At 74.6% G+C, this 23,269-nt stretch carries 23 protein-coding genes; 12 read left to right on the top strand and 11 right to left on the bottom strand.

The features are described 5' to 3' along the window. The first annotated feature begins 212 nt into the window (after positions 1-212). The gene (locus tag EV562_RS12355; protein WP_133886820.1) at positions 213-1,859 is read left to right on the top strand and encodes an ATP-binding protein; all 1,647 of its coding nucleotides are present in this window, start codon (positions 213-215) and stop codon (positions 1,857-1,859) included. Beyond that, entirely contained in the window at positions 1,856-2,647 is a 792-nt protein-coding gene (locus EV562_RS12350; protein ID WP_133886819.1) for a response regulator, read from the top strand. The genes EV562_RS12355 and EV562_RS12350 overlap by 4 nt, the downstream gene beginning before the upstream one ends. On the opposite strand, the gene EV562_RS12345 is transcribed toward EV562_RS12350, so the two are convergent. Further along, positions 2,610-3,200, bottom strand: a complete 591-nt coding sequence (locus tag EV562_RS12345; RefSeq protein WP_133886818.1) for a TetR/AcrR family transcriptional regulator — start codon at positions 3,198-3,200, stop codon at positions 2,610-2,612. The two genes, EV562_RS12350 and EV562_RS12345, sit on opposite strands and share 38 nt — an antisense overlap. Before the next feature lie 236 nt (positions 3,201-3,436). Between EV562_RS12345 and EV562_RS12340 the strand changes: the two genes are divergently transcribed. From EV562_RS12340 to EV562_RS12325, 4 genes are read left to right on the top strand one after another with little or no spacing between them, the layout of a single operon-like run. Beyond that, positions 3,437-4,039, top strand: coding sequence for a 2Fe-2S iron-sulfur cluster-binding protein (locus tag EV562_RS12340; RefSeq protein WP_133886817.1), 603 nt, complete (start codon positions 3,437-3,439; stop codon positions 4,037-4,039). Continuing rightward, positions 4,036-5,028 (top strand): xanthine dehydrogenase family protein subunit M, encoded by a 993-nt coding sequence (locus tag EV562_RS12335; protein WP_133886816.1) that lies wholly within the window; start codon positions 4,036-4,038, stop codon positions 5,026-5,028. Before EV562_RS12340 ends, EV562_RS12335 begins: the two co-directional genes overlap by 4 nt. Continuing rightward, positions 5,025-7,175 (top strand): xanthine dehydrogenase family protein molybdopterin-binding subunit, encoded by a 2,151-nt coding sequence (locus EV562_RS12330; protein WP_133886815.1) that lies wholly within the window; start codon positions 5,025-5,027, stop codon positions 7,173-7,175. Before EV562_RS12335 ends, EV562_RS12330 begins: the two co-directional genes overlap by 4 nt. Further along, positions 7,168-8,298 (top strand): XdhC/CoxI family protein, encoded by a 1,131-nt coding sequence (locus EV562_RS12325; RefSeq protein ID WP_133886814.1) that lies wholly within the window; start codon positions 7,168-7,170, stop codon positions 8,296-8,298. The genes EV562_RS12330 and EV562_RS12325 overlap by 8 nt, the downstream gene beginning before the upstream one ends. Before the next feature lie 139 nt (positions 8,299-8,437). Here EV562_RS12325 and EV562_RS12320 read toward each other — a convergent pair whose 3' ends face one another. The 3 genes from EV562_RS12320 to EV562_RS12310 form a co-directional block, all read right to left on the bottom strand. Next, a complete protein-coding gene (locus EV562_RS12320) occupies positions 8,438-9,292 on the bottom strand; it encodes a polysaccharide deacetylase family protein (RefSeq protein WP_243860050.1) in 855 nt (284 codons plus the stop codon). Between the two features lie 120 nt (positions 9,293-9,412). Then, positions 9,413-10,318, bottom strand: a complete 906-nt coding sequence (locus EV562_RS12315) for a DMT family transporter (protein ID WP_133886812.1) — start codon at positions 10,316-10,318, stop codon at positions 9,413-9,415. A 16-nt stretch (positions 10,319-10,334) separates the two neighbouring features. Then, entirely contained in the window at positions 10,335-11,186 is an 852-nt protein-coding gene (locus EV562_RS12310) for an SDR family NAD(P)-dependent oxidoreductase (RefSeq protein ID WP_166661739.1), read from the bottom strand. A 254-nt stretch (positions 11,187-11,440) separates the two neighbouring features. Between EV562_RS12310 and EV562_RS12305 the strand changes: the two genes are divergently transcribed. The 3 genes from EV562_RS12305 (at position 11,441) to EV562_RS12295 (ending at position 13,655) form a co-directional block, all read left to right on the top strand. Then, on the top strand, positions 11,441-12,532 hold the full coding sequence (locus EV562_RS12305; protein ID WP_166661757.1) for a galactosyldiacylglycerol synthase: 1,092 nt from the start codon (positions 11,441-11,443) through the stop codon (positions 12,530-12,532). A gap of 156 nt (positions 12,533-12,688) precedes the next feature. Beyond that, positions 12,689-13,102 (top strand): DUF2267 domain-containing protein, encoded by a 414-nt coding sequence (locus EV562_RS12300; protein ID WP_133886810.1) that lies wholly within the window; start codon positions 12,689-12,691, stop codon positions 13,100-13,102. A gap of 61 nt (positions 13,103-13,163) precedes the next feature. Then, positions 13,164-13,655, top strand: coding sequence for a DUF1360 domain-containing protein (locus EV562_RS12295; protein ID WP_133887050.1), 492 nt, complete (start codon positions 13,164-13,166; stop codon positions 13,653-13,655). 103 nt (positions 13,656-13,758) lie between these two features. Here the strand turns inward: EV562_RS12295 and EV562_RS12290 are convergent, their stop codons facing one another. Then, on the bottom strand, positions 13,759-14,157 hold the full coding sequence (locus EV562_RS12290; RefSeq protein WP_133886809.1) for a DUF5997 family protein: 399 nt from the start codon (positions 14,155-14,157) through the stop codon (positions 13,759-13,761). 58 nt (positions 14,158-14,215) lie between these two features. Between EV562_RS12290 and EV562_RS12285 the strand changes: the two genes are divergently transcribed. Next, positions 14,216-15,055, top strand: a complete 840-nt coding sequence (locus EV562_RS12285) for a LysR substrate-binding domain-containing protein (protein WP_133886808.1) — start codon at positions 14,216-14,218, stop codon at positions 15,053-15,055. 1 nt (position 15,056) lies between these two features. Here EV562_RS12285 and EV562_RS12280 read toward each other — a convergent pair whose 3' ends face one another. The 3 genes from EV562_RS12280 to EV562_RS12270 all read right to left on the bottom strand — a co-directional run bounded on the left by EV562_RS12280 (position 15,057) and on the right by EV562_RS12270 (position 17,134). Beyond that, the gene (locus tag EV562_RS12280; protein ID WP_133886807.1) at positions 15,057-15,797 is read right to left on the bottom strand and encodes a DUF4142 domain-containing protein; all 741 of its coding nucleotides are present in this window, start codon (positions 15,795-15,797) and stop codon (positions 15,057-15,059) included. A 135-nt stretch (positions 15,798-15,932) separates the two neighbouring features. Next, positions 15,933-16,628, bottom strand: coding sequence for an HAD family phosphatase (locus tag EV562_RS12275; RefSeq protein ID WP_166661756.1), 696 nt, complete (start codon positions 16,626-16,628; stop codon positions 15,933-15,935). Between the two features lie 29 nt (positions 16,629-16,657). Beyond that, positions 16,658-17,134 carry an Lrp/AsnC family transcriptional regulator gene (locus EV562_RS12270; protein ID WP_031033981.1) on the bottom strand — a complete coding sequence of 159 codons (477 nt, stop codon included), beginning with the start codon at positions 17,132-17,134 and terminating at the stop codon, positions 16,658-16,660. 218 nt (positions 17,135-17,352) lie between these two features. Between EV562_RS12270 and EV562_RS12265 the strand changes: the two genes are divergently transcribed. Together EV562_RS12265 and EV562_RS12260 are read left to right on the top strand one after the other, a co-directional pair. Continuing rightward, positions 17,353-18,840, top strand: a complete 1,488-nt coding sequence (locus EV562_RS12265; RefSeq protein ID WP_133886805.1) for an FUSC family protein — start codon at positions 17,353-17,355, stop codon at positions 18,838-18,840. A gap of 229 nt (positions 18,841-19,069) precedes the next feature. After that, complete coding sequence (locus EV562_RS12260) at positions 19,070-20,107, top strand: lactonase family protein (protein WP_133886804.1); 1,038 nt, start codon at positions 19,070-19,072, stop codon at positions 20,105-20,107. Between the two features lie 120 nt (positions 20,108-20,227). On the opposite strand, the gene EV562_RS12255 is transcribed toward EV562_RS12260, so the two are convergent. From EV562_RS12255 to EV562_RS12245, 3 genes are all read right to left on the bottom strand, one after another. After that, the gene (locus EV562_RS12255) at positions 20,228-21,151 is read right to left on the bottom strand and encodes a hypothetical protein (RefSeq protein WP_133886803.1); all 924 of its coding nucleotides are present in this window, start codon (positions 21,149-21,151) and stop codon (positions 20,228-20,230) included. Positions 21,152-21,341: 190 nt separating this feature from the next. After that, complete coding sequence (locus tag EV562_RS12250) at positions 21,342-22,019, bottom strand: uracil-DNA glycosylase (RefSeq protein ID WP_133886802.1); 678 nt, start codon at positions 22,017-22,019, stop codon at positions 21,342-21,344. A gap of 70 nt (positions 22,020-22,089) precedes the next feature. Beyond that, the gene (locus EV562_RS12245) at positions 22,090-23,244 is read right to left on the bottom strand and encodes a sialidase family protein (protein ID WP_133886801.1); all 1,155 of its coding nucleotides are present in this window, start codon (positions 23,242-23,244) and stop codon (positions 22,090-22,092) included. Between the last annotated feature and the right edge of the window lie 25 nt (positions 23,245-23,269).

The raw sequence follows: 23,269 nt of genomic DNA, 5'->3' as shown, positions 1-23,269 counted from the left end.
AAGGGAGGTTGTGTTCATTGCGGTCACCGGGGCGGGGCCGAACCGGCACCCGGCCGGCGCACCGCCGGTTCATTGCGATGAGGGCACATCCCTTTCCTTCGCCGCAGGTGGGCGCCATGATGGCGTCCCGGCACACCGACCGGTCTCCCCGCCGGTCACCGCATCCGCGTCCCCGTGCCTCCGCCCGTCCGTGAGCCGAGAACGAGTCCGCCGTGGCCCCCGCCTTCCGCCGTCAGACCCTCGCGGGCGAGATGCTGGTCCTCCAGCTCGCCATCGTCGTGGTCGTCCTGCTCGCGGTCGCCGCCGTCTCGCTCGCCCAGTCCAGGACCACCTTCAACCGGGTCGAGGGCCGCCGGGTCACCGCCCTCGCGGAACAGCTCGCCGCGACGCCGCTGGTGCGCAGCCAGCTGCTCGGCCCCCTGCCGCAGGAGGCCCTCGCCCCGCTGGTCAACGCCACACAGACCCAGTCGGGCGTCACCTCCGTCACGGTGGCCGACGCCGAGGGCCGCCTCGTCAGCTCCACGGACCCCACGCTGATCGGCGCCCAGGTGCCGCGCGGTGAGGGCGCCGAGGTCACCAGCGGCTGGTCGGGGCCGCTGACCGTGCGGGGCAGCCGGGAACTCGTCGCCCAGGTCCCGGTGCTCGGCGCCACCCGGCAGACCCTCGGCCGTCACCTCGGCACGGTGATGGTCGGCGAGGCCGACCCGACGGTGTGGCAGCGCCTGAGCGGCGCCTCCTCCTACCTCCTCGCCTACCTGGGCATCGCCAGCGGCCTCGGCGTCGCCGGGTCCTGGCTGCTCGCCCGGCGCGTCAAGCGGCAGACCCTGGGGCTCGAGCCGCGCGAGATCGCCGGCCTCGCCGAGCATCGCGAGGCCATGCTGTACGGCATCGCCGAGGGCGTCGTCGCCCTCGACCCGCAGCACCGGCTCACCCTGGTCAACGAGATGGGCCGGCGCCTGCTCGACCTGCCCGCGGACTGCGTGGGCCAGAGCCTGGACGGCCTCGGCATCGACGGACGGCTGCGGGACGTCCTCGCCGGTGCCACCTCCGCGGCGGCCGGGCCCAGCGACGAGGTCGTCGTCCGTCACGGCCGGGTCCTGGTCATGAACCGCATGACGGTCACCAAGGACGGCCGCACGCTCGGTTCGGTCACCACCCTGCGCGACCGCACCGAACTGGCCCGCCTGGAACGCGAGATCGGTTCCTTCCGCAGCACCTCCGAGCTGCTGCGCGCCCAGGCCCACGAGTTCGCCAACCAGTTGCACACCATCTCCGGCCTGATCCAGATCGGTGAGCAGGACGAAGTGGTGCGCTACGTGCGCGGGCTCACCCGGCGCCGCCAGTCCCTGGACCTCATCCTCAGCCGCCGGGTCCGTGACACCGCGGTCGCCGCGCTGATCACGGCGAAGTCCTCGCTGGCGGCCGAGCGCAGGGTCGCGCTGCGCGTGTCGGAGCGCACGGCGCTGGACCGGCTGGACCCGGCGGACGCCGCCGACGTGGCGACCGTGCTCGGCAACCTCGTCGACAACGCCGTGGACGCCGCAGCGTCCCCCGACGACGCGCACGAGGCCTGGGTCGAGGTCGAGCTGCGGCAGGACGCCGCCAGCGTCGAGGTCGTGGTCCGCGACTCCGGCCCCGGGGTGGCGCCCGAACTGGCCCGGGAGGTCTTCTCCCACGGCTTCACCACCAAGGCCGCCCGGCAGGGCGAGCGCGGTATCGGCCTGGCGCTGACCCGGCTGGTCTGCGAACGTCACGGCGGTGAGATCTCGGTGACCAACACCCCCGAGGGGGCCGTGTTCACCGCACGCATGACCGTCAGCCACCTCACCGACGCGGTGGCGGAAGGAGCAGCACCATGACGGCACCGAGCGACCCGTCCGACGCGACCGCCCCGACCGCCGGCCCCGAAGGGGTGCCCCGGGCCGCCGACCCGATCGGCGTGCTCGTGGTCGACGACGACTTCATGGTGGCCCGCGTCCACCGCGCGTTCGTCGAACGGGTCGAGCCGTTCCGGGTCGTCGGGGTCGCCGGCACCGGGGAGCAGGCGCTCGCCGCCGTCGGGGACCTGCGCCCCGACCTGATCCTGCTCGACCTGTACCTGCCGGACGTCTTCGGCCTGGACGTCATCCCACGGCTGCGCTCCGCCGGCCACGACTGCGACGTCATGGTCGTCAGCGCCGCCCGCGAGGCGGACGCGGTGCGGGGCGCCGTGCGCCACGGCGTGGTCGACTACCTGCTCAAACCCTTCGAGTTCGAGGATCTGCGGGTCCGGCTGGAGCGCTACGCCGTCCAGCGGGGCCGGCTGCTCGGCACGGTCGTGCGCAGCCAGGCCGACGTCGACCGCGTACTGGCCGGAGCCGCGGTGCAGGCGGCCAACGCCCCCGTGCTGCCCAAGGGCATGAGCGTGGAGACCGCCGAACTCGTCGAGCGCACCCTGCGTGAGGCCGACGGCACCCTGTCCGCCAGCGAGTGCGCGGCGCTGACGGGCGTCTCCCGGGTCAGCGCCCGCCGTTACCTGGAGTACTTCCACACCGTGGGCAGCGCGGACGTCTCCCTGCGCTACGGGGTGGCGGGCCGCCCCGAGCGCCGATACCGCTTCCTGGGCACGGTCACCGGCCTGGCGCTCCCGCCCGCAGCCCGTCCATGACGAAGTCGAGGAACCGGGTGACCCGCGGCTGCCAGTCGTCACCGGAGTCGATCAGCCAGAGGCCGCCGATGACGAGGAAGAAGTCGTCGGCGGAGACGCCCGGGCGGATGGTGCCGGCCGCCTCGTTGGCGCGCAGCAGGAGGTCGGCCGCGTCCATCACCGGGGCGGGTTCGGGTTTCGCCGGGCCCCCGGGCGCGCTCGTGACCAGCCGGATCGCGTCCGCCAGTCCGACCTTGGTCATGGCGAAGCGGGCGAGGTGGTCCAGCCACTCGCGCAGGGCGTCCTCGGGCCCCCGCGCGGCCAGCAGCTCGGGTGCCGCGTCGGCCACCTGCTGCATCTCGTAGCGGTAGACCTCCAGGACCAGCGCCTCGCGGTGCGGGAAGTTGCGGTAGAACGTGCCCTGTCCGACGCCCGCCTTCTTGGCGATGGTGCTCAGCGGGACGCGTGCGCAGCGGGTCAGCTCCTCCGTGGCCACGCGCAGGATGCGCTCGCGGTTGCGCTGCGCGTCCGACCGCAGAGGCGGGTCCGCCTCGTCTCTCCTCGACGGCGACACTCGTCCTCCTCCCGGGTTCGTGACCGAATCCCGTCCTTGCTAACCGGACAACTGTCCGTTACGTTTTCCAGTGAGCGGACAACTGTCCGGTTACCCGTCCAGTCTAGCGGCGGACGCGACCGGAAGGACCGGCCGACGGCCCACCGGCCACCGGCCACGCACACACCCCCCACTGCCTACAGCCCCATTCTCCCTGTCACCGGACACCTGTCACCAGACACCAAAGAAGGCTGACCATGGCTCCAGAGCCCTCGTCGACGTCCAGCGCCGTCACCCTGAACATCAACGGGGAGAAGCACCAGCTGACCGTCGACCACCGCACCACACTCCTCGACGCCCTGCGCGAGCGGCTCGACCTCACCGGCACCAAGAAGGGCTGTGACCAGGGCCAGTGCGGCGCCTGCACCGTCCTGGTCGACGGACGCCGTGCCGTCTCCTGCCTGAATCTCGCCGTCGCCGCCGAGGGGCGCGAGATCACCACCATCGAGGGCATGGCCGACGGCGACCGGCTGCACCCGGTCCAGCAGGCCTTCCTCGACCTCGACGGCTACCAGTGCGGTTACTGCACGCCTGGCCAGATCTGCTCGGCGATCGCCGTCATAGAGGAGCACGCGGCCGGCTGGCCCAGTGCCGCCACCGAGGACGTACGTCCCGAGGCCGGGCCGCCACCCCTGACACCGGACGAGATCCGCGAACGGATGAGCGGCAACCTCTGCCGCTGCGGTGCCTACGTCTCCATCGTCCAGGCGGTCACCCGTGCGGCCGAGGCCCACGAAGCCGCCGGCCGGCACGACGACGGCGACCGGTCCGCCGAGACGGTGAAGGAGACGGCGGCATGAGGGAGTTCGACTACCAGCGCGCCGACGACGTCTCCGGCGCCGTGGCCCTGCTCGCCGGGGACCCCGACGCCCGCTTCCTGGGCGGCGGCACCAACCTGGTCGACCTGATGAAGACCGGCGTCGAGCGCCCCGCCCGGCTCGTCGACGTCCGCGAACTGCCGCTGAACGGTATCGAGGAGAGCGCCGACGGCGGCCTGCGCATCGGCGCCACCGTCACCAACAGCGACCTCGCCGCCCACCCCGAGGTGCGCCGCCGCTACCCGGTCCTGAGCCAGGCGGTCCTGGCCGGCGCCTCCGGACAGCTGCGCAACATGGCCACCGTCGGGGGAAACCTCCTCCAGCGCACCCGCTGCGGCTACTTCACCGACCTCAGCAGGCCCTGCAACAAGCGGGCACCCGGCAGCGGTTGCTCCGCGATCACGGGTGAGCACCACAACCACGCCGTCCTGGGCGCATCCGACCACTGCGTGGCCGTCCACCCCTCCGACATGGGCGTGGCCCTCGCCGCCCTCGACGCCGTCGTGGAGTACGAAACCCTCGACGGCCCCGGCGAGTTGCCGCTGGCCGACTTCTACCTCCCCGTCGGGGACACCCCGCACCGGGAGACCGCCCTGCCGCCCGGGGCGCTGATCACCGGCGTCACCCTGCCGCCCGCCCCGGTCGCCGCCCGTTCCCGCTACCGCAAGGTCCGCGAGCGCGCTTCGTACGCCTTCGCGATCGGTTCGGTCGCCGCGGCGCTCGACGTCGAGGACGGCGTGGTGCGCGAGGCCCGGCTGGCCCTCGGCGCGGTCGCCTCGCGGCCCTGGCGGGCCCGCACCGCCGAGGCCGTGCTGACCGGGGCACCGGCCGACGGCGCCACCTTCGCCGCCGCCGCCGACGCCGAACTCGCGGCCGCCAGGCCGCTGCCCGACAACGGATACAAGGTGACCCTCATGCGCAACCTCGTGGTGGCCGTCCTGACCGAACTCGCCGAGGAGGCCGCCCGATGAGCACCGCCACCACCGGCCGCACGACGACCCGGGGCGCCGTCGGCACCGCCCACACGCGCGTAGAGGGCCGCGACAAGGTCACCGGAGCGGCCCGCTACGCCGGCGAGATCCCCTTCGCCGACCTCGCGCACGGCTGGCTGGTGCTGTCCACCGTGGCCCGCGGCCGGATCCGCACCATCGACACCGAGCCCGTCCTCGCCATGCCCGGCGTCCTCACCGTCCTGCACCACGGCAACGCCCCGCGCGTCGACACCGACTACGTGGGTCTGCTGGGCATCACGCCGGACCCCACCGCCGCCCTCTTCCAGAACGACCGGGTGCCGCACGTGGGCTGGCCGGTCGCCCTCGTCGTCGCCGGGACGTCCGAACAGGCCAGGGAGGCCGCCGAGGCCCTGGTCGTCTCCTACGACGAGGAACCGCACGACACCACGCTCACCACCGGACACCCGGGCGCCCACCCGGCCGGCGGCGTCATGCCCGGCGAGACCGCCAAGGGCGACCTGGCGGCCGGCCTCGCCGCCTCCGCCGTCGTGGTGGACGCGGAGTACACGACCCCCGAAGAGCACCACAGCATGATGGAGCCGCACGCCGCCACGGCCCGGTGGGACGGCGGCCGCCTGGAGGTCGTCGACTCCAACCAGGGCACCACCTGGATCCAGAGCGAACTGGCGAACATGTTCTCGCTGGACGCGTCCGCCGTGCGGGTGCGCTCCGAGCACATCGGCGGCGGCTTCGGCAGCAAGGGCCTGCGGGCCCACCAGGTCGCCGCCGTGATGGCCGCGACCGAACTGCAGCGGCCGGTACGCGTGGTCATGACGAGACGACAGATGTTCTCGCTGGCCGGCCACCGCAGCCCCACCGTCCAGCGCGTCCGCCTCGGCGCCGACGCCGACGGCCGGCTGCGCGCCCTGGAGCACCGCTCGCTGAGCCGGACGTCCACCGTCTACGAGTTCGTCGAACCCAGTGCGGGCGTGGCCCGGGTGATGTACGACGCCGACGCCCACCACACGGCCAACGAGGTCACGCCCCTCGACGTGCCGTCACCGACGTTCATGCGCGCGCCGGGCGAGGCGCCGGGGTCCTTCGCCGTCGAGTCGGCCCTCGACGAACTCGCCGAGCGCTGCGGCGTCGACCCGATCGAACTGCGCCTGCGCAACGAGCCCGAGGTGGGCCCGGTGTCCGGCCTGCCCTTCAGCAGCCGCAACCTGGAGGCCTGTTTCCGTGAGGGTGCCCGGCGGTTCGGCTGGGCCGAGCGCGACCCGCGCCCCGGCACCCGGCGCGACGGGCGCTGGCTCCTCGGCACGGGCACGGCCGCCGCCTCCTTCCACGCGGGCGCCGGACCCTCCACGGCCGCTCTGACCGCCCAGGCCGACGGCGGCTTCACCGTGCGGATCGCCGCCGCCGACATCGGCACCGGTGCCCGTACCGCGCTCACCCTGGTCGCGGCCGACGCGCTGCAGGTGGCGCCGGAGCGGATCCGGGTCCGGATCGGGGACAGCGACTTCGGCCCCGCGATGATCGCGGGCGGCTCGATGGGCACCCGCTCGTGGGCCTGGGCGATCACGGCCGCGGCCGCGGAACTGCGCGAACGCCTCGCCCTGGGCACCGACATCCCCGCCGAGGGCATCACCGTACGGTCCGACACCACCGAGGCCCTCGGCCGTCTCGCGCAGAAGGAACGGCACTCCTTCGGGGCGCAGTTCGCGGAGGTCGCCGTGGACCCCGCCACGGGCGAGGTACGGGTGCGCCGCATGCTCGGCATCTTCGCGGCGGGCCGGATCGTCAACCCGCTCACCGCCCGCAACCAGCTGGTCGGCGGCATGGTCTGGGGCATCTCCATGGCCCTGCACGAGGAGGCGGTCCGGGACCGGGCCAGCGGCGCCCTCTACGCTCCCGACCTCGCCGGTTACCACGTCGCCACCCACGCCGACGTGGGCGACATCCAGGCGGACTGGGTGGACGACGAGGACCCGGACGACCCCGTGGGCATCAAGGGGGTCGGCGAGATCGGCGTCGTGGGCGCCGCGGCCGCCGTCGCCAACGCGGTGCACCATGCGACCGGCGTGCGCCACCGCAGCCTGCCGATCCGTCCGGACCGTGTGCTGTCGGCGGGGGTGCCCGCGACCGGGGGCGGCACGGATGCTTGACATCGCCGACGAGCTGAACCGCTGGCTGGCCGAAGGCCGGGAGTTCGCCGTCGCCACCGTCGTCTCCGTCGGCGGCAGCGCACCGCGCGGGCCCGGCGCCGCCCTCGCCGTCGACAGCGACGGCACGGCGATCGGCTCCGTCTCCGGCGGCTGTGTGGAGGGCGCCGTGTACGAGCTGTGCACCGACGCCCTGCGCAGCGGCGAGACGGTGCGCGAGCGCTTCGGCTACAGCGACGAGGACGCCTTCGCGGTCGGGCTGACCTGCGGCGGCATCGTCGACGTCCTGGTCACGCCGGTCGGCGCGGACGCGCCGTCGCGTGAGGTGTTCCGGGCGGCGCTCGACAGCGCCGCCCGGGGCGGGACGGCGGCCCTCGCCCGGGTCGTCCGGGGCCCGGCCGGCCTGCTCGGGCGGGCCCTGCTGGTCCGCCCCGACGGCACCCGCGAGGGAGGACTCGGGGGCCACCCCGACCTGGACCGCACCGCCGCCGCCGAAGCCGGCGCTCTGCTGGACGCCGGGCGCACCGGCACGGTCGGGCTCTCGGAGGACGGTTCGCACTGCCCCGGCGGACTCACCCTGCTCGTCGAGTCCAGCGTGCCGCCGCCCCGCATGATCGTCTTCGGCGCGGTCGACTTCGCCGCGGCGCTGGTGCGGGCGGGGAAGTTCCTCGGACACCATGTGACGGTGTGCGACGCCCGGCCCGTCTTCGCCACCCGGGCCCGCTTCCCGGAGGCCGACGAGGTCGTCGTCGACTGGCCGCACCGCTACCTGCGCGGCACCCCGACCGACGGGCGCACGATGCTGTGCGTGCTGACCCACGACGCCAAGTTCGACGTGCCGCTGCTGACGGAGGCGCTGCGGATGCCGGTCGCCTTCGTCGGCGCCATGGGTTCGCGCCGCACCCACGAGGACCGCGACCGGCGGCTGCGCGAGGCGGGCCTGACCGAGGAGGAGCTGTCCCGGCTGCGCTCACCGATCGGTCTGGACCTCGGCGCCCGTACCCCCGAGGAGACCGCCCTGTCCATCGCGGCGGAGATCGTCGCCCTCCGCCGCGGCGGCACGGGCGTCCCCCTGACCGGCGGGGCGGCGCCGATCCACCGGGAGGTGACAGGGGCGGCTGCCTGAGGCAGAGGGAGGTGGCGGGTCCTGCCCGGGCCCGCCACCGCACCGTCGTGTCGGCTCCGGCCCGACAGACCGCGTACGGCGCCCCAGGGGCCCAGCACCCCCCGCTCGCCGTCGGCGGGCACGGCGTACTCACGCAGGGTCAGGGCGGGCACGACGGGTCCGGTGCCGCCGCGCGCTGATCGTCGCTGTCCTCCATGACGCTACGGCTGTCCCGGCGCCGGTGACCGAAACGGTGCGTTCCGTGCACTGCGCCCGCTGCGCGCACCCCCGCCGCCACCGCGGCCCCGCCCGTCCCGTGCTCGCCCAGCGGGCCCACCGCCAACCCCGCCTCGCGGCAGTCGCGCACGACGTCCGGCAGCGCGCCGAGCGTGGCCCGCCAGCTGCCCGGAGCGGAGGCGTGGTCGGTGTCGTGGAGAAGAATCGTGCCGCCGCCGCGCAGGTCCGCCGCGACGTTCGCGCGCACCGAGGCCGGCGTCGCGTCGTGCCGCCAGTCCTTGCCCCACGCCGTCCACAGCACCGGCCGCAGCCCGGCCCGGCGGGCGGCCGCCCAGCGCCCGGAGGTGAGGATGCCGTAGGGCGGCCGGTACCAGGTGGGGGACCGGCCGGTCACCTCGCCCACCACCTGCGCGGCGCGCAGCACCTCGCGCGCGTCCCGCAGCGGCGCCGGCCACCAGGGGCGGTCGTGCGCCCAGCCGTGCACACCGACTTCGTGCCCGCGCCGGGCCATCTCCCCGGCCACGGCAGGGTGCCGTGACACGTTCTCGCCGAGGACGAAGAACGTCGCCCGGACTCCGAGTGCGTCCAGGGCGTCGAGGAAGTGCGGTGTGGATACGGGGTCCGGGCCGTCGTCGAAGGTGAGCGCGACGTGACCGGGACCGCCCTGCCCCGCCAGCGCGGGGAACCGGCGCCGGCGCAGCCCGGGGAGCCAGGTCGCGGCCGGGCCGATGTGCGCCAGCGCGGCCGCGACCGGCGCGGCGGCCGCGACGGCATACACCACCGCACGCCCTGCGTGCCCCGCGTGTCCCACGTGCCCTGCGTGTCCCGCGTGAAGACTCTGACCCATTCCTGCTGCCTCCGGCCCGCTCGGTCGGTCCGTCCCGGACCGCTCATCGCCTCATCCCCCGCCCCGCCCCGGCCCGTCCCGCGCCGCCGTGGCCGTGTCCCAGGCACCGTGGACGGACGGCGCCCGGGCCAGCCCGACGCTGCCGAGGCCGATCAGAGCCACGCCGATCAGCTCGGGCAGCACCCGCACGCCGAGCACGATCTCCTCGCCGAACAGGGCCCAGCCCAGCGCGACGCTGGTCAGCGCGTCGCCGAGGGTCAGTGCGGGCTGCGAGGCCGCGAGGGTCCCCGCCCGCAGGGCGCTCTGCAACAACAGGAAGCTGATCACGCCCACCACCCCCGTCGCGTACGGCGGCCACTGGGTCAGCACCTCGCCCACCCCCTGGGACAGCCGCCCGGTGAGTTCCTTGAGCAGCGCCGCCGTCCCGCCGAACCCCACCGCCGACGCCGATCCGAACAGCGCCGCCCGGGGTGCGCCGTGCACCATGCTGCCGACCGAGGCGAGGACCGTGATCAGTACGAACAGCGCCAGGCCCGCCCAGATCCAGCGGCCCGAGGCGGCCGTGTCGTGACCGGCCGACGGAGCGGCGGCGCCCAGGAACAACGCGAGCCCCACGGCCAGGGCCGCGAAGGCCAGCCACGTCCGCGAGTCCGGGCGCCGGTGGAAGACGACGCTGCCCACCACCAGCGTGAAGAGCAGTTCGGTGGCCATCAGCGGCTGGACGACGGCCAGGCTGCCCACCGCCAGCGCGGCCCCCTGCAGCACCGTGGTCAGCGCGAGCAGCGCCGCCCCGCCGACCCAGTACCGGTCGTGCACCATCCGCAGCAGCGAGTGCAGCGCCGTGTGCCGGGCGCCCGCCCGGTTCTCGTCCTGCGCCGCGGCCCGGCGCTGCAGCACCGACGCCGCCGCGTTGGACAGCGCGGCGAACAGGGCGAGGACGACGGTGAGGACACTCACCGCGGCGCGCTCCCGGTCATCCGAACCGAGCGGCCAGCCGCCGGTACAGTCCCGGGGTCGCGCCGCGCACCCGGCACGGCAGCCGCAGCCACGAGGGCACGTACACCTCGTCGCGGCCCCGCACCACCGCGCCGCGCACCGCGTCGGCCACGCGCTCGGGCGGGACCGGACGCGGCCTGGACCGCCGGTAGGGGGTGCCGCGGCGCTCGAAGAACGGCGTGTCGACGACGCCGGGCACCACGTGGGTGACTCCCACGCCCGTGCCCCGCAGCTCGTAGCGCAACGAGTCCGCGAAGGCGCCGATCGCGGCCTTCGCCGCCGAGTACACGGCCTCGTCGCGCACCGCGACACTGCCCGCCAGCGAGCCGATGAGCACCACCCGCCCCGAACCCGCCGCCACCATCCCCGGCAGCACCAGCCGCACCAGCCGCAGCGTGGCCAGCACGTTGACGTCGAGCACCTCGTCGATGATGTGCGGCGGCATGTCCAGGAACTCGCCGGCCCAGCCCACGCCGGCTCCGGCCACCAGCAGGTCCACCGGGCCGGCCGTGGCCAGCGTGAAGTCGGCGAGCTGCCGGTCGGCGCCGGGGAGGGTGAGGTCCGCCGCGAACGCGGTGGCCGACGTGTCGTCGGCGACCTGGCGCAGCCGCACCGGGTCCCGTCCGGTCAGCACCAGCCGCCAGCCGTCCTCGCCGCCCAGCCGGCGGGCCACGGCCGCACCGATGCCGGAGGACGCCCCCGTCACGAGCGCCGTACGGGTCCGGGTGTCCAGGGCTCCCACGGGCCGCCGGGGCCTGGCACGGTCCGCGTCGGGTGCGACGACCTGCGGTCCGGGAGCGGACCGGGGACGGGAGAACGCATGGACCATGGGGACCACCTTGGCTCGGGGCGGGCACCGCGAAGCGACCGACCGGGTGGCCGGGCTCCGCCGTCCGTCCGGACGGGCGGTCACGGAGTATCCAGCCGCGGTACACCCGAAACGCCCGCATGTGCGGTGGTTTGGAACCCCTCACGTCGGCAACCTGGTCCGCTGTGCATCCTCGCAGCTCATCCGTGCCCCGCCGGGCCGGCACCGCACGCGGCCCGGGAGGCGGCCGACGCCTGCTGGTGCTCAGCGCGAGCATGGGCGCCGGCCACGACACGGTCGCCGCCGAACTGGTCCGCCGGGCCGGGGAGCGCGGCGACACCGCCCAGGTCGTCGACGTCCTGGCGCTCCTGCCGTACGGCCTGGGCACTGTCCTGAGGCGCTTCTACCGCGGGTCGGTACGGCACTTCCCCTGGGCGTACGCCGCCCTGTACCGCCTTTTCCTGCGACCCGGCCCGGGGCACCGCCCCAGCGGGACGCCCCTGGCCCGGCTCGCCGGGGGCCGACTGCGCGAGCTGGCCGAGCGCACGGGCGCGGACGTCGTCGTGCCCGTCTTCCACCTCGGCGCCCAGCTGACCGGCCATCTGCGGGCCCGCGGGCTGCTTTCCGTGCCCAGTGTCGTCCTCGTGATCGACTTCGAGGTCCACCGGCAGTGGCTGCACCCCGGCAACGACCACTGCCTGTGCCTCACCGAGGCCGCGGCGCGCCAGGTGCGGACGAGTACCGGCACGCCCGCGTCGGCCTGCGGACCTCTCGTGGCGCCCGGCTTCCTCGCCGGCACCCCCGACGTCCCGGGGGCGGCCGCGTGGCGTGACCTGTTCGACCGGCTCGGCCCCGGCCGGCCCGCCGTGGTGCTCTCCGCCGGCGCCTGGGGCGTCGGCTCGCACCTGGACACCACCGTCCGGCTCCTGGCGGAGCACGGCTTCCTGCCGGTCGTGCTCTGCGGCGACAACCGGCGGCTGCGCCGCGCACTGTCCGGCACCCCGGGTGTCCTCGCCCTGGGCTGGGTGACGGACATGCCCGGTCTGCTGCACGCCGCCCGGGCCCTGATCGACAACGCGGCCGGTCAGACCGCCGTACAGGCTCTCGCGGCCGGACTGCCGGTCGTGGGCCACCGTCCGATCCCGGGCCACGGCGCGGACGGCGTCCGGCGGATGGCGGAGCTGGGTGTGTCCGAGGCCGCCGAGGACGGGGACGCGCTGCTGCGCGCGCTGCGGCGGCTCACCGCACCGGGCCCGGCCAGGCGCCGGAGGGTCGCGGCCGGGCGCGCCCTGTTCACCGAGCAGCCCGACGCCCTGACCGCACTGACCGGCGCCGCCGACTCCGCGAGGGCCCGCCTGCGGCGGTGAGTGCGCGCACGGCCCGCGGGCCCGCGGGCCCGCGCACGGCGGTGCGAGCGCGCACGGCGACGACAGCGCGCCGACGGCGTCCGGCGCGCGGCCGTTTTCCCGCCCCGCCCCAGGGCACCCGGCACGGAACGCGAACCGGCACAAGGAGGCGACGTCGTGCGACTCGACGAATTCCTGGACCGGGTCCGCGACCGCGGTGAGTTCCACAGCGACGACGAGGCCGAGCAGGTCACCACGGCCGTCCTGTGGGTGATCGCGTCCCGCGTCCCGCCCGAGGAGGCCGCAGGTCTGGCCGCCGAGCTGCCCGCACCCCTGGACGACGCGCTGCGCCTGGAGCGCGGGCGTCCCGAGTCGTTCGGCCGCGAGGAGTTCCTCCGGCGGGTGGCCCAGCAGACCGGTGCGCGGCCACGCACCGCCGAGTGGGACGCGGGCGCCGTGCTGTCCGTCCTCGCCGAGGCGGTGCCCCGCGAACGCGTCGACCGTCTGCTGGCCCGGCTGCCCGCCGACTGCGCCGACCTCTTCGGCGACCCGCCGCCCCACCCGCAGCGCCCCGGCGGCACGCCCCACTGACCACTGACCCCACCGAGCCGCACCGAGCCTCACGGAGCCCCACCGAGATCGAGGAGACATGATGACGGACGTTGAGCAGCGCTACGCCGGCGGGGAGGAGGCACCCCTCGCCGGATACGCGACGCTCGCGACGACCTTCGCGGCGGGCGTCGGCGTGTTCGCGGCGACGGCGTGGCGGCGCGGCGTCCGGCTCCCGGACACCGTCCCGCCCTGGGACGTGGCCCTGCTGGGAACGGCGACGTTCAAAGCCTCCCGGCTGCTGACCAAGGACAAGATCACCAGCTTCCTGCGGGCGCCGTTCACCCGCCGTGAGGGGCACGGCAACGCCAACGAGGTGATGGACGCCGGACGCGGCACCGGTCTGCGCCGTGCCGTCGGTGACCTGCTCTCCTGCCCGTTCTGCACCTCAGCCTGGGTGGCCGGCGGACTCGTCGGCACCTACGCCGTCGCGCCGCGCGCGGGGCGGCTGCTGTGCGCCGGCCTCAGCGCGGTCGTCCTGTCGGACTGGCTGCAGTACGCCTGGAGCCTGACGGCGCAGAAGGCCGAGGAATGAGCGGAAGAACGGGCCGAGGCACGAGCGGAAGAACGGGCCGACGAACGAGCGGGTGACCGCCGGGCCGGGCCGCGCGGGGCGGCCGACCGGGCAGTGAGGCCGGTCAGTCGCGCTCGGCGCGCTCCGCCCGCTCGGCGTGCAGCTTCTTGACGCGGGCCGCCTCCTTGCGTACGTCCGCCTGGACGGCCTGCTCCCGCTCCAGCCATTCGGGGCGCTCCTGCCTCAGCGCGTCGATCTGCTCCGTGGTGAGCGGTTCCGCCACCCCGCCCCGGTGCAGGCCCGCGATGGAGATGCCCAGCCTGGCCGCCACCACCGGCCGCGGGTGCGGGCCGTCGCGCCGCAGCTCACGCAGCCACGCCGGGGGGTCGGCCTGCAGCGCGTTCAGCTCGGCACGGGTGACGACGCCCTCCTGGAACTCGGCGGGTGTGGCCTCGAGGTACACACCCAGCTTCTTCGCCGCGGTCGCGGGCTTCATGGTCTGGGTGTTCTGGTGCGACGTCATGCCGTCAAGGGTATCGATCGTGTGAGTGGCTCCCGACCACGCCCGGTAACCTGGCCGGGTGACAGGCTCGGAAGCTCCCCCCTCGTTCCGGCTCGCGTACGTCCCGGGGGTGACGCCCGACAAATGGGTGCGCATCTGGAACGAGCGGCTGCCGGACGTCCCGCTCGCCCTGACCCAGGTCCCGGCCGCCGACGCGGGCGGCGTGCTGCGGGACGGTGACGCCGACGCCGGACTGGTGCGGCTGCCCGTCGACCGGAGTGTGCTCAGCGCCATCCCGCTCTACACCGAGACCACGGTGGTGCTGGTCCTCAGGGACCACCTCGTCACGGCGGCCGAGGAGGTGAGCGTCGAGGACCTCGCCGACGAGATCGTGCTGCACCCCCTCGACGACGTCCTCGACTGGGAGCGGCTGCCCGGCAGGCCCGCCCTGGAACGTCCGGCCGGCACCGCGGACGCCGTCGAGCTGGTGGCGGCCGGGATCGGCGTGCTGCTCGTGCCGCTGTCGCTGGCCCGGCTGCACCACCGCAAGGACCTCACGTACCGCACGGTCACGGACGCCCCCGAGTCGAGCGTGGCCCTGTCCTGGCGGGAGGACGCGCACACGGACCGTGTCGAGGACTTCATCGGCATCGTCCGGGGCCGGACCGTCAACAGCACCCGGGGCCGGCAGCCCGAGCCGTCCGCCGCCCCGCGCCGCACGGCGGAGGGCGGCAGGTCGGGCGGCGGCAAGCCGGGCGGCGCGAGGTCGGGCGGCGGCAAAGCGGGTGGCAAGGCTGGCGGAAAGGCCGGCGGGAGGCAGACCGGAGGGGCCGCCCGGCGCGGTGCCGGGGGCGCGTCCAGGGGCGGCAGCGGCGGCAAGGGCAAGGGCGGACGCGGCGGCAGGCCGGGCCACCGCTGACTCAGCGGACCGTCGGACTCGGCGTGGGCGCCGAGGTGTTGACCTCCAGGCCGGGCGGCGCGGTGAGCGAGAGAACCGGCTCGCCCGGCTGCGGGGCCGGCGGGGTGAGCTGCACCTTGGGCAGGCTCGGCGGGGCGGTCTGCTGGAAGTTGACCTGGTCGAAGTTGACCAGCCCCGTTTTCTCCAGCACCGTGATGTGGTCAAGGACGGTGTCGTTGGCCTGGTCGGCGAGCTGCCGCACCAGGGAGTTCTTGGTGTTGGCGCGGATGTTGGCGATGGCCGGGAAGATCTGGCCGTGCGTGATCCGCATGATGTTGACCGCCGTCGTGTCGAACTGCTTGCCCGTGGTCCCGTCCACGGTCGACACGAACTGCTGCTGCTGCGGTGATGCCAGGTTGGGCAGGGTGATGCCCAGCTCCGGCGCGATCTTCCGGCAGGTCGCGTCCAGCCGGGAGTGGCCGACGACCAGGTGCTCACCCGCCTCCCTCATCTCCGCAGTCGTCCCCCGCTCCATGGCCATCAGCCCCAGGGGGTGCTCCCACAGTCCCGCGGCACGCACCTTCACCACGAAGTCCCGGTCCTGCTCGGTGAGCGGCCCGTACCGCGTCTCGGTGACGACGCGGGCCTGGTCGCTGCCCGCGTTCTGCACTCCCAGCATGGTCGGGTAGGCGAGTGCGGTCAGGGTGAGGACCAGGGCACCGGCCACGAAGGCGGTCCCTGCCGTGGCGCGCGTGATGCGCATCGTGCCTCCTGGGCGAAGACAGGCTCGGACACCGGGAGATACGGATACGGGCGCCGGTCTGATCACCGTCTCGGGCACTTGCTCGGATTCTTTCCCGAGTCAGGACGCCATCGGTCGCCGTAGGTCGCCGTCGGTTCAGGCAGTGCGCGCCTCGCGCACGAGCCAGTCGTACGCCGCCCGCGCGGTGAACTCCTCCTGGCCCCCGCGCAGCAGCAGCCCCGCGGTGGCGAACTCCGGGGCGTCGGCCTGCGCCGCGACGTAGGGGATCGCGATGCAGCGCATCCCGGCCGCGTGCGCGGCGGCGGCCCCGGGAGCGGCGTCCTCCAGGACCACGCACCGGGCCGGCCGCGTCCCCAGCCTGCGGGCCGCTTCCAGGAAGACGTCGGGGGCGGGCTTGCCCCGTGCGACCTCGTCGGCCGAGACGACCGTGCGCAGGTGCGCGTCCAGGCCGGTCCGGGCGAGGACCGTCCCGATCGCCTCCGGCGACGAACCCGACGCCACGGCCATCGGCACGCCCACGCCGGCCAGCAACTCGACGAACGCGCGCATCTCGGGGTACGCGCGGACCGAGGTGCGGACGATGTCGAGATAGTGGCGGTTCTTGACGGCGAGCAGCTCCCCGACCGTGGCCCGCAGCCCGTACCGCCGTTTCCAGTCGGCGACCGTCTCCCGGGTGCTGATACCCACGTACGCCTCGTGGTCGGCCCAGGTGAAGTCCGCGACGCCGTACTCGGCGAGAGTGCGTCGACCCGCCTCGTAGTAGTTCGGCTCGCTGTCCACGAGTGTTCCGTCCAGATCGAAGACGGCCGAGATGCCGCCGAGGGGTCCCATGGTGCTCATGGCGTCCAGGATGCCAAGGATCACCTGCGGGCCGAGCGGCCGATCGACTCCACGAGCGGCAGCAGCCGGTGCGGCACCCGCTCGCGCAACGCCACCTCGCTGCGGGTGCGGACCACACCGGGCAGGCTGATCAGCTTCTGCACCACATCCTCCAGGTGCGCGTTGTCACGGGCCACGACACGGGTGAGCAGGTCCCCGCCCCCGGTGATGGAGAAGGCCTCGACGATCTCCGGCACGGCCGCCAGCGCCTCGCCCACCTCGTCCAGATGCCCCTGGGTGACCTCGATGTGCACGAACGCGAGCACCGGATGGCCCAGGGCGGCGGGGGAGAGGGACGGAGCGGTACCGGTGATCACACCGTCCCGCTCCAGACGATCGAGACGGGCCTGGAGAGTGCCGCGGGCGACCCCGAGGAGGCGGGCGTACTCGCGCACACTGGTGCGCGGCTGCTCCAGGAGCAGACGGAGGATCCGGGTGTCGAGCTCGTCGACGGCCATCGCGGGCGGGCCCCTCTCGCGTCGGCCATTGGCACCCCAGTGGCCGTGAACATGTCGTGATCACTGTACCAATGGCCCATTCCTGCAGCGGCCGGTTGAGCCACTGGTGGCAGAGATGCTCCTATAGACGTGTCGATGGCGCTGCGGACCCCCGCGGCGCCTTTTGCATGCGGTGACTTCCAGCCGGTGGACGTGGACGAGCGAGGGGGCGGTAGGCAGTGCTGAAGAAGGTGTTCGTGAGCCCGGACCCGGGACGGTCCCGGCTGCGGTTCGCCGCCCGGGCCGTCCTCGGCATCGGGCTGGCCGTCGTGGTCTGCGGACTGGCCGGCACCTCCCTGGTCGGCGCGATCACCGGAGGGCTCGCCGCGCTGCTGGCGCTGTTCACCGTCACCGACGCCACCGTGCGCGGTCAGGCCGTCACCACCGCGCTGCTGCCGGTGGCGGGACTGCCCGTCCTCACCGCCGCCGCGGCGCTGCACGACCTGCCCGTGGTCCGGGACCTCGCCTTCCTCGCCGTCGTCGGCGCGGGCGTGTACGCGCGCCGCTGGGGGCCGCGCGGGCACAGCCTCGGCGTGTTCGCCTTCATGACCTTCTTCGTCGCCCAGTTCCTGCACGCCACCACGGACCGGCTGCCCGAGATGTACGCAGCCGTCCTGCTGTCCGTGGCCACCGCCGCGGCGGTGCGCTTCGGCCTGTGGTGCTACGAGCGCCGTCGCCCCGCGCCCGTCGTCCCCGCACCGCCCGCCGGCACCGGGCTGGCACGCATCACCACCCGCCAGGCCGTGCAGGCCACCGCCGGCGCGGGCTTCGCGCTGGTCGTGGGCCAGCTGGTGTCGGGCGACCGCTGGTACTGGGCCGTCGGCGCCACCTGGTGGGTCTTCGTCAACACCACTTCGCGCGGGGAGACGCTGGTGCGCGGCTTCCGGCGCGTCCTCGGCACGGTCGTCGGCATCGGCCTGGGCTTCCTGATCGCCGTGCCCCTCGCCGGGTCCGCGGTGCCCACCGCCGTACTCGCCGCCGCCTGCGTGTTCGGCATCTTCTACACCGCGGCGGTCTCCTACACCTGGATGATGCTCTGCGTGACCCTGCTCGCCGAGCTGCTCTACGGCCTGCTGGGCGTCCTCAGTCCCGGCCTGCTGGCGCTGCGCTTCGCCGAAACCGGCGTGGGCGCGCTCGGTGCCGTGCTCGCCGTGCTCTTCGTCCTGCCCGTCACCACCCATGCCGTCACCGACGCCTGGATCCAGCGCGCCCTGCGCTGCGTGCACGCCTGCACCGCCGAGGCCGCCGCCCGCCTCGCCGGCACCGAGGGCGCCGACCCGGCGCCCAGGGTCGCGGAACTGGAGCAGCTGCTCGGCCGGGTACGGCTGTCGGTCGCCCCGCTCGTCCACCCGCTGAGCCCGATGTACGGCCGCAGGCGGCGGGCCCGACGGGTCCTCGGCCTGCTCGACGACTGCGCCCGGGAGATCCGCGGGCTGGTCGCCGTCGCCGCCGACCCCGAGGCCTCCCACGACGCCCGGCTGGCCGCCGCCTGCTGGCGTGTCGAGGCCGCGGTCGAGGCGCTCACCGGCGGCGGCGTCCCCGCCCGCGCGGGCGGCCCGCGTGCCGCCGAACCGGCGCTGGCCCACCTCCACGACCTGGAACACGCCCTCGCCGAACTCGCCGCGCCGCTGGGAGCCCCTTCCGGTTCGCGACTGGCAGGCGCCTGACCCGCCGTACCCGCGGCACCCGTTTGGTCTAGACCGCATGTGATCGACTGCTACCGTCGCTCCCGGGTGAATGCCCGGGTCGGACGGCCGGAGGGTCGTACGGCCGGGCGATCGGACGCCCGGAGCCGGCGACCGGGCCGGACGGACAGGCCGGACGCTCAAGCCGGACGGCCGGTCGGTGCGTGATGCGGGTCGAGCGGGCAGACGGAGCGGGACGAGAGGGGCAGCGGTGGCGGACGGCGACAGGCGGCGGCGGGCATACATCGGGTCGTTCACGGCGGCCGGCGGCCCCGGGATCCTGACGGCGACCGTCGCGCCCGACGACGGAGCCCTCACGGTCGTGAGCGGCACGGACGGCCTGGCCGACCCCTCCTACCTGGCCCTGTCGCCCGACGGGGAGACCCTCTACGCCGTCAGCGAGACGGCCGAGGGCGCGGTGGCCGCGTACCGCGTGTGCGGCGACAAGCCCGAGCCCTTCGGGCGTCCGGTGTCCGTCGAGGGCGACGGACCCACCCACCTCGGCCTGTACGCCGGACACGTGCTGACCGCCAACTACGGCTCCGGCACCGTCACCGCGGTACCGCTGCGCGCCGACGGCACCCTGGCCCGGTCCGCGTCCGGCGTCCTGCGCCACACCGGCTCCGGCCCGCACGCCCAGCGGCAGCAGGGGCCGCACGCCCACCAGGTGCGGCCCGACCCCAGCGGGCGGTGGGCCGTCAGCGTGGACCTCGGCACCGACTCGGTGCGTGTCTGCACCCTCGCCGACGGCGCCCCCGCCGTGCACCGCGAGATCGCGCTGCGCCCCGGGTCGGGCCCGCGGCACCTGGCCTTCCACCCGGACGGCGCCCACGCCTACGTGGTCAACGAACTGTCGCCCACCGTCACCGTCTGCCACTGGGACGCCGCCGACGGCCTGCTCAAGCCGCTCACCGAGGTACCGGTGCTGCCGGGAGCCCCGGCGGGCGACGCCTACCCGTCCGGCATCGCCGTCTCGCCCGACGGCCGCTTCGTGTGGACCGCGACCCGCGGTGAGGACGTCCTGTCCGTGTTCGTCGTGGAGCCGGACGGACTCCGGCTGTCCGCCACCGTGCCCTGCGGCGGACACTGGCCCCGCGACATCACCGTCTCGGAGGGCTTCCTGTACGCGGCCAACGAACGCTCCGGAGACGTGACCTGGTTCGCCCTCGACCCGGCCACCGGCATTCCCCGCCGCACGGGCTCCCTGGCAGCCCCGGCGGCATCCTGCGTGGTCTTCGGCCCGGCCTGACGCGGTCGCGGGCGGAAGGCCCCCGCGGTCGCGGGCGGACAAGCCTCCTGTGCGTGGAAGGGGCCCGCTCCTGCCCCGGAGCGGGCCCCTTCCACGCGCGCCCGTGAAGAGCGCGGCACGTCACCGGACCGGCGTCCCCTGAGCCTGCTGCGGCGAGATGCCGAGCGCCGTCGTGTACTTGGCCAGCGCCAGCTTGCCGATCGCCGGGTACGGGCCCAGCGGCTCGGCGGCGGAGCAGCCCGCCTCCTTGGCCGCCTCCTCCAACACCGACTGCTCGATCTCCGGCCCGATCAGGTACGGCGCGAGCGCCAGCTGCTGGGACCCCGAGGAGCGCAGCTGCTCGGCCACGGACGCGATCGAGCCCTCCTCGTCCAGCGCCGCCGCGATCACCGGCACGGCGAGGCGCGCGGCGAGCAGCATGCCGGTGATCCCGGCCGCCTGGACCGCCTCGTCACCGCCCACGGAGGCCAGGATGATGCCGTCCGCCGCGGTCGCCACGGTGAACAGGCGGGCGCGGTCGGCGCGGGCGAGACCCGCCTCGGACAGCCGCACGTGCAGCGCCTCGGCCAGCAGCGGGTGGGGCCCCAGCACATCGGTCAGCTCGGCCGCGATCCTGCTGTCCATGACGGCCTGCCGGATCCGGCGCAGCAGCGCGTTGTCCGGGCCCGCGAGCAGCGGCACGACGACCGCGACGGGGCCCTCGGGCTCCCTCACGTCCAGACCGGCGGCACGCGCCTGCTCGAAGCGGGCGGTGCGCTCCTCGGCGGCCCGCACGAGCACGGTGGACAGGGTGGGGAACTCGTCGTCGTCCCCGTCGAGGTGGCCGATCCGGGCGTCGAGCCCGGGCAGCTCGGAGCGGGCGATGCTGATGACCTCGTCGGCGAGGCCGCGGGTGGCACTACTGGGCGTCCCCGGCACCGCGAGGACGAGCGCCGGCGCGCCCTCGGGAGCCACCAGGGGTTCGGGACGGCGGTGCCGTCCGGGCTGGCGGGGGCGCGGCATTCGTACGGGCAGGCCGGACGCGGGCCCAGTGGGGGAGCTCATGGCGCCGCATGTTACTGGTTTCCGGGGCTTCCCTGTTCGGGGAGGGTGCAGGTGAGCGGTATCCGTCCGGTTTTGTCTGATGAGTGATGTACGGATCGGCCGACATCGGCACGATTCACCTCACCGCCGGGCCGATGGTGACTGCCCGGCACGCTCCTCGGCCACAGCGCGGCCGGGAAGCCGACGCCGCTCACGGCAGCCGCCAGTCGACCGGCTGGCCCCCCATGCGCATCAACAGGTCGTTGGCCCGGCTGAACGGGCGGGATCCGAAGAAGCCCCGGTCCGCCGACATCGGGGACGGGTGCGCGGACTCCACGGCCGGCAGGTCGCCGAGCAGCGGCCGCAGATTGCGGGCGTCCCGGCCCCACAGAATGGACACCATCGGCTTGCCGCGCGCCGCGAGCGCCCGGATCGCCTGCTCGGTGACCTCCTCCCAGCCCTTGCCGCGGTGAGCGGCGGGCTTGCGCGGGGCCGTGGTGAGCGCCCTGTTGAGCAGCAGCACACCCTGCTCCGTCCAAGGCGTCAGGTCCCCGCTGGAGGGCTGCGGGAGATCCAGGTCGGCGTTCAGCTCGCGGAAGATGTTGAGCAGGCTGCCGGGCAGCGGACGTACCTCGGGGGCGACGGAGAAGGACAGCCCCACGGCATGCCCGGGGGTGGGATACGGGTCCTGCCCGACGATCAGCACCCGCACGTCGTCGAAGGGCTGTTGGAAGGCCCGCAGGACGTTCGCCCCGGAGGGGAGGTAGGTGCGTCCGGCGGCGATCTCCGCGCGCAGGAACTCACCCATCGAGGTGATCCGCCCGGCGACGGGTTCCAGGGCTTTCGCCCAGCCCGCTTCGACGATTTCGTTCAAGGGTCGTGGTGCCACGGGCGTCACCCTACTGCCGTACGGGTGGCGCCGATCAACCCGTGGCCGAAGCCGGTCCCCCCGGTCCGGTTCACGCGACGACCGCGGCCCGCACGCACAGCACGTCCGGCAGGTGCGAGGCCAACTGCCGCCAGCTGTCGCCGTCGTCGGCCGACGCGAACACCTCGCCGTTGCGGTTGCCGAAGTACACGCCCGCCCGGTCCGCGTCGTCCGTGGACAGCGCGTCGCGCAGCACGGTGCCGTAGTGGTCCTCCTGGGGCAGGCCCGCGGAGAGCGGCTCCCAGCTCCTGCCCGCGTCCGCCGTGCGGAAGACCCGGCACTTGCGGTCCGCCGGCACCCGGTCGGAGTCCGCGTTGATCGGGAAGACGTACGCCGTGTCGCCCCGGTGCGGATGGGCGGCCACCGCGAAACCGAAGGTGGAGGGCAGACCCTCGCCGATGTCCGTCCAGTGCCCGCCGGCGTCGTCGCTGCGGTACACCCCCCAGTGGTTCTGGAGGTACAGGCGGTCCGGGTTGGCCGCGTCCCGTGCGACCTTGTGCACGCACTGGCCGAACTCCGGGTCGGGATCGGGCAGGAAGACGGCGGAGACACCGGAGTTGGACGGCGCCCAGCTCGCGCCGCCGTCCGAGGTGCGGAACACGCCCGCGGTCGAGACGGCGACCGTCACCGACCGGGGATCGCGGCGGTCGGTGAGGACGGTGTGCAGTCCTTCACCGCCACCGCCGGGCACCCACCGCGAGCGCGTCGGGTGCTCCCACAGCGGGCGGACCAGCTCGAAGCTCTCGCCGCGGTCCTCCGAGCGGTACAGCGCGGCCGGCTCGGTGCCCGCGTACACCACGTCCGGCTCGGCGGCAGCGGGGTGCAGCTGCCACACCCGCTCCAGCGAGGCGCCGGTCTCCTTGGGGAACCTGACGGCGGGCGCGGCCGGTTCGGTCCAGGTCCGGCCCAGGTCGTCGGAGTGGAACACCGACGGGCCCCAGTGCGCGCTGTCGCCGCCGGCCAGCAGGCGCGGGGTGTCGCCGCGGGTGTCGAGGGCGACCGAGTACACCGCTTGGGCGTTGAAGCAGGGACTCTCGTCGAACTCCCAGGTGCCACCCCGCCGACGCCCGATGAACAGGCCCTTGCGGGTGCCCACGGCGAGCAGTACCTCGGTCATGCCGACCACCTCCGCGGCGTCCTCGTCGACGCCTTCGTCTCGGACACGGGCCAGTCTGCACCCAGCCACTGACAGTCACCCCGCGGAAGGCTGT

This window comes from Streptomyces sp. BK208 (assembly GCF_004364245.1).
Lineage (GTDB): Bacteria > Actinomycetota > Actinomycetes > Streptomycetales > Streptomycetaceae > Streptomyces.
Note: the sequence above shows the minus strand (reverse complement) of the source record. Positions and strands in the feature narration are given on the sequence as shown.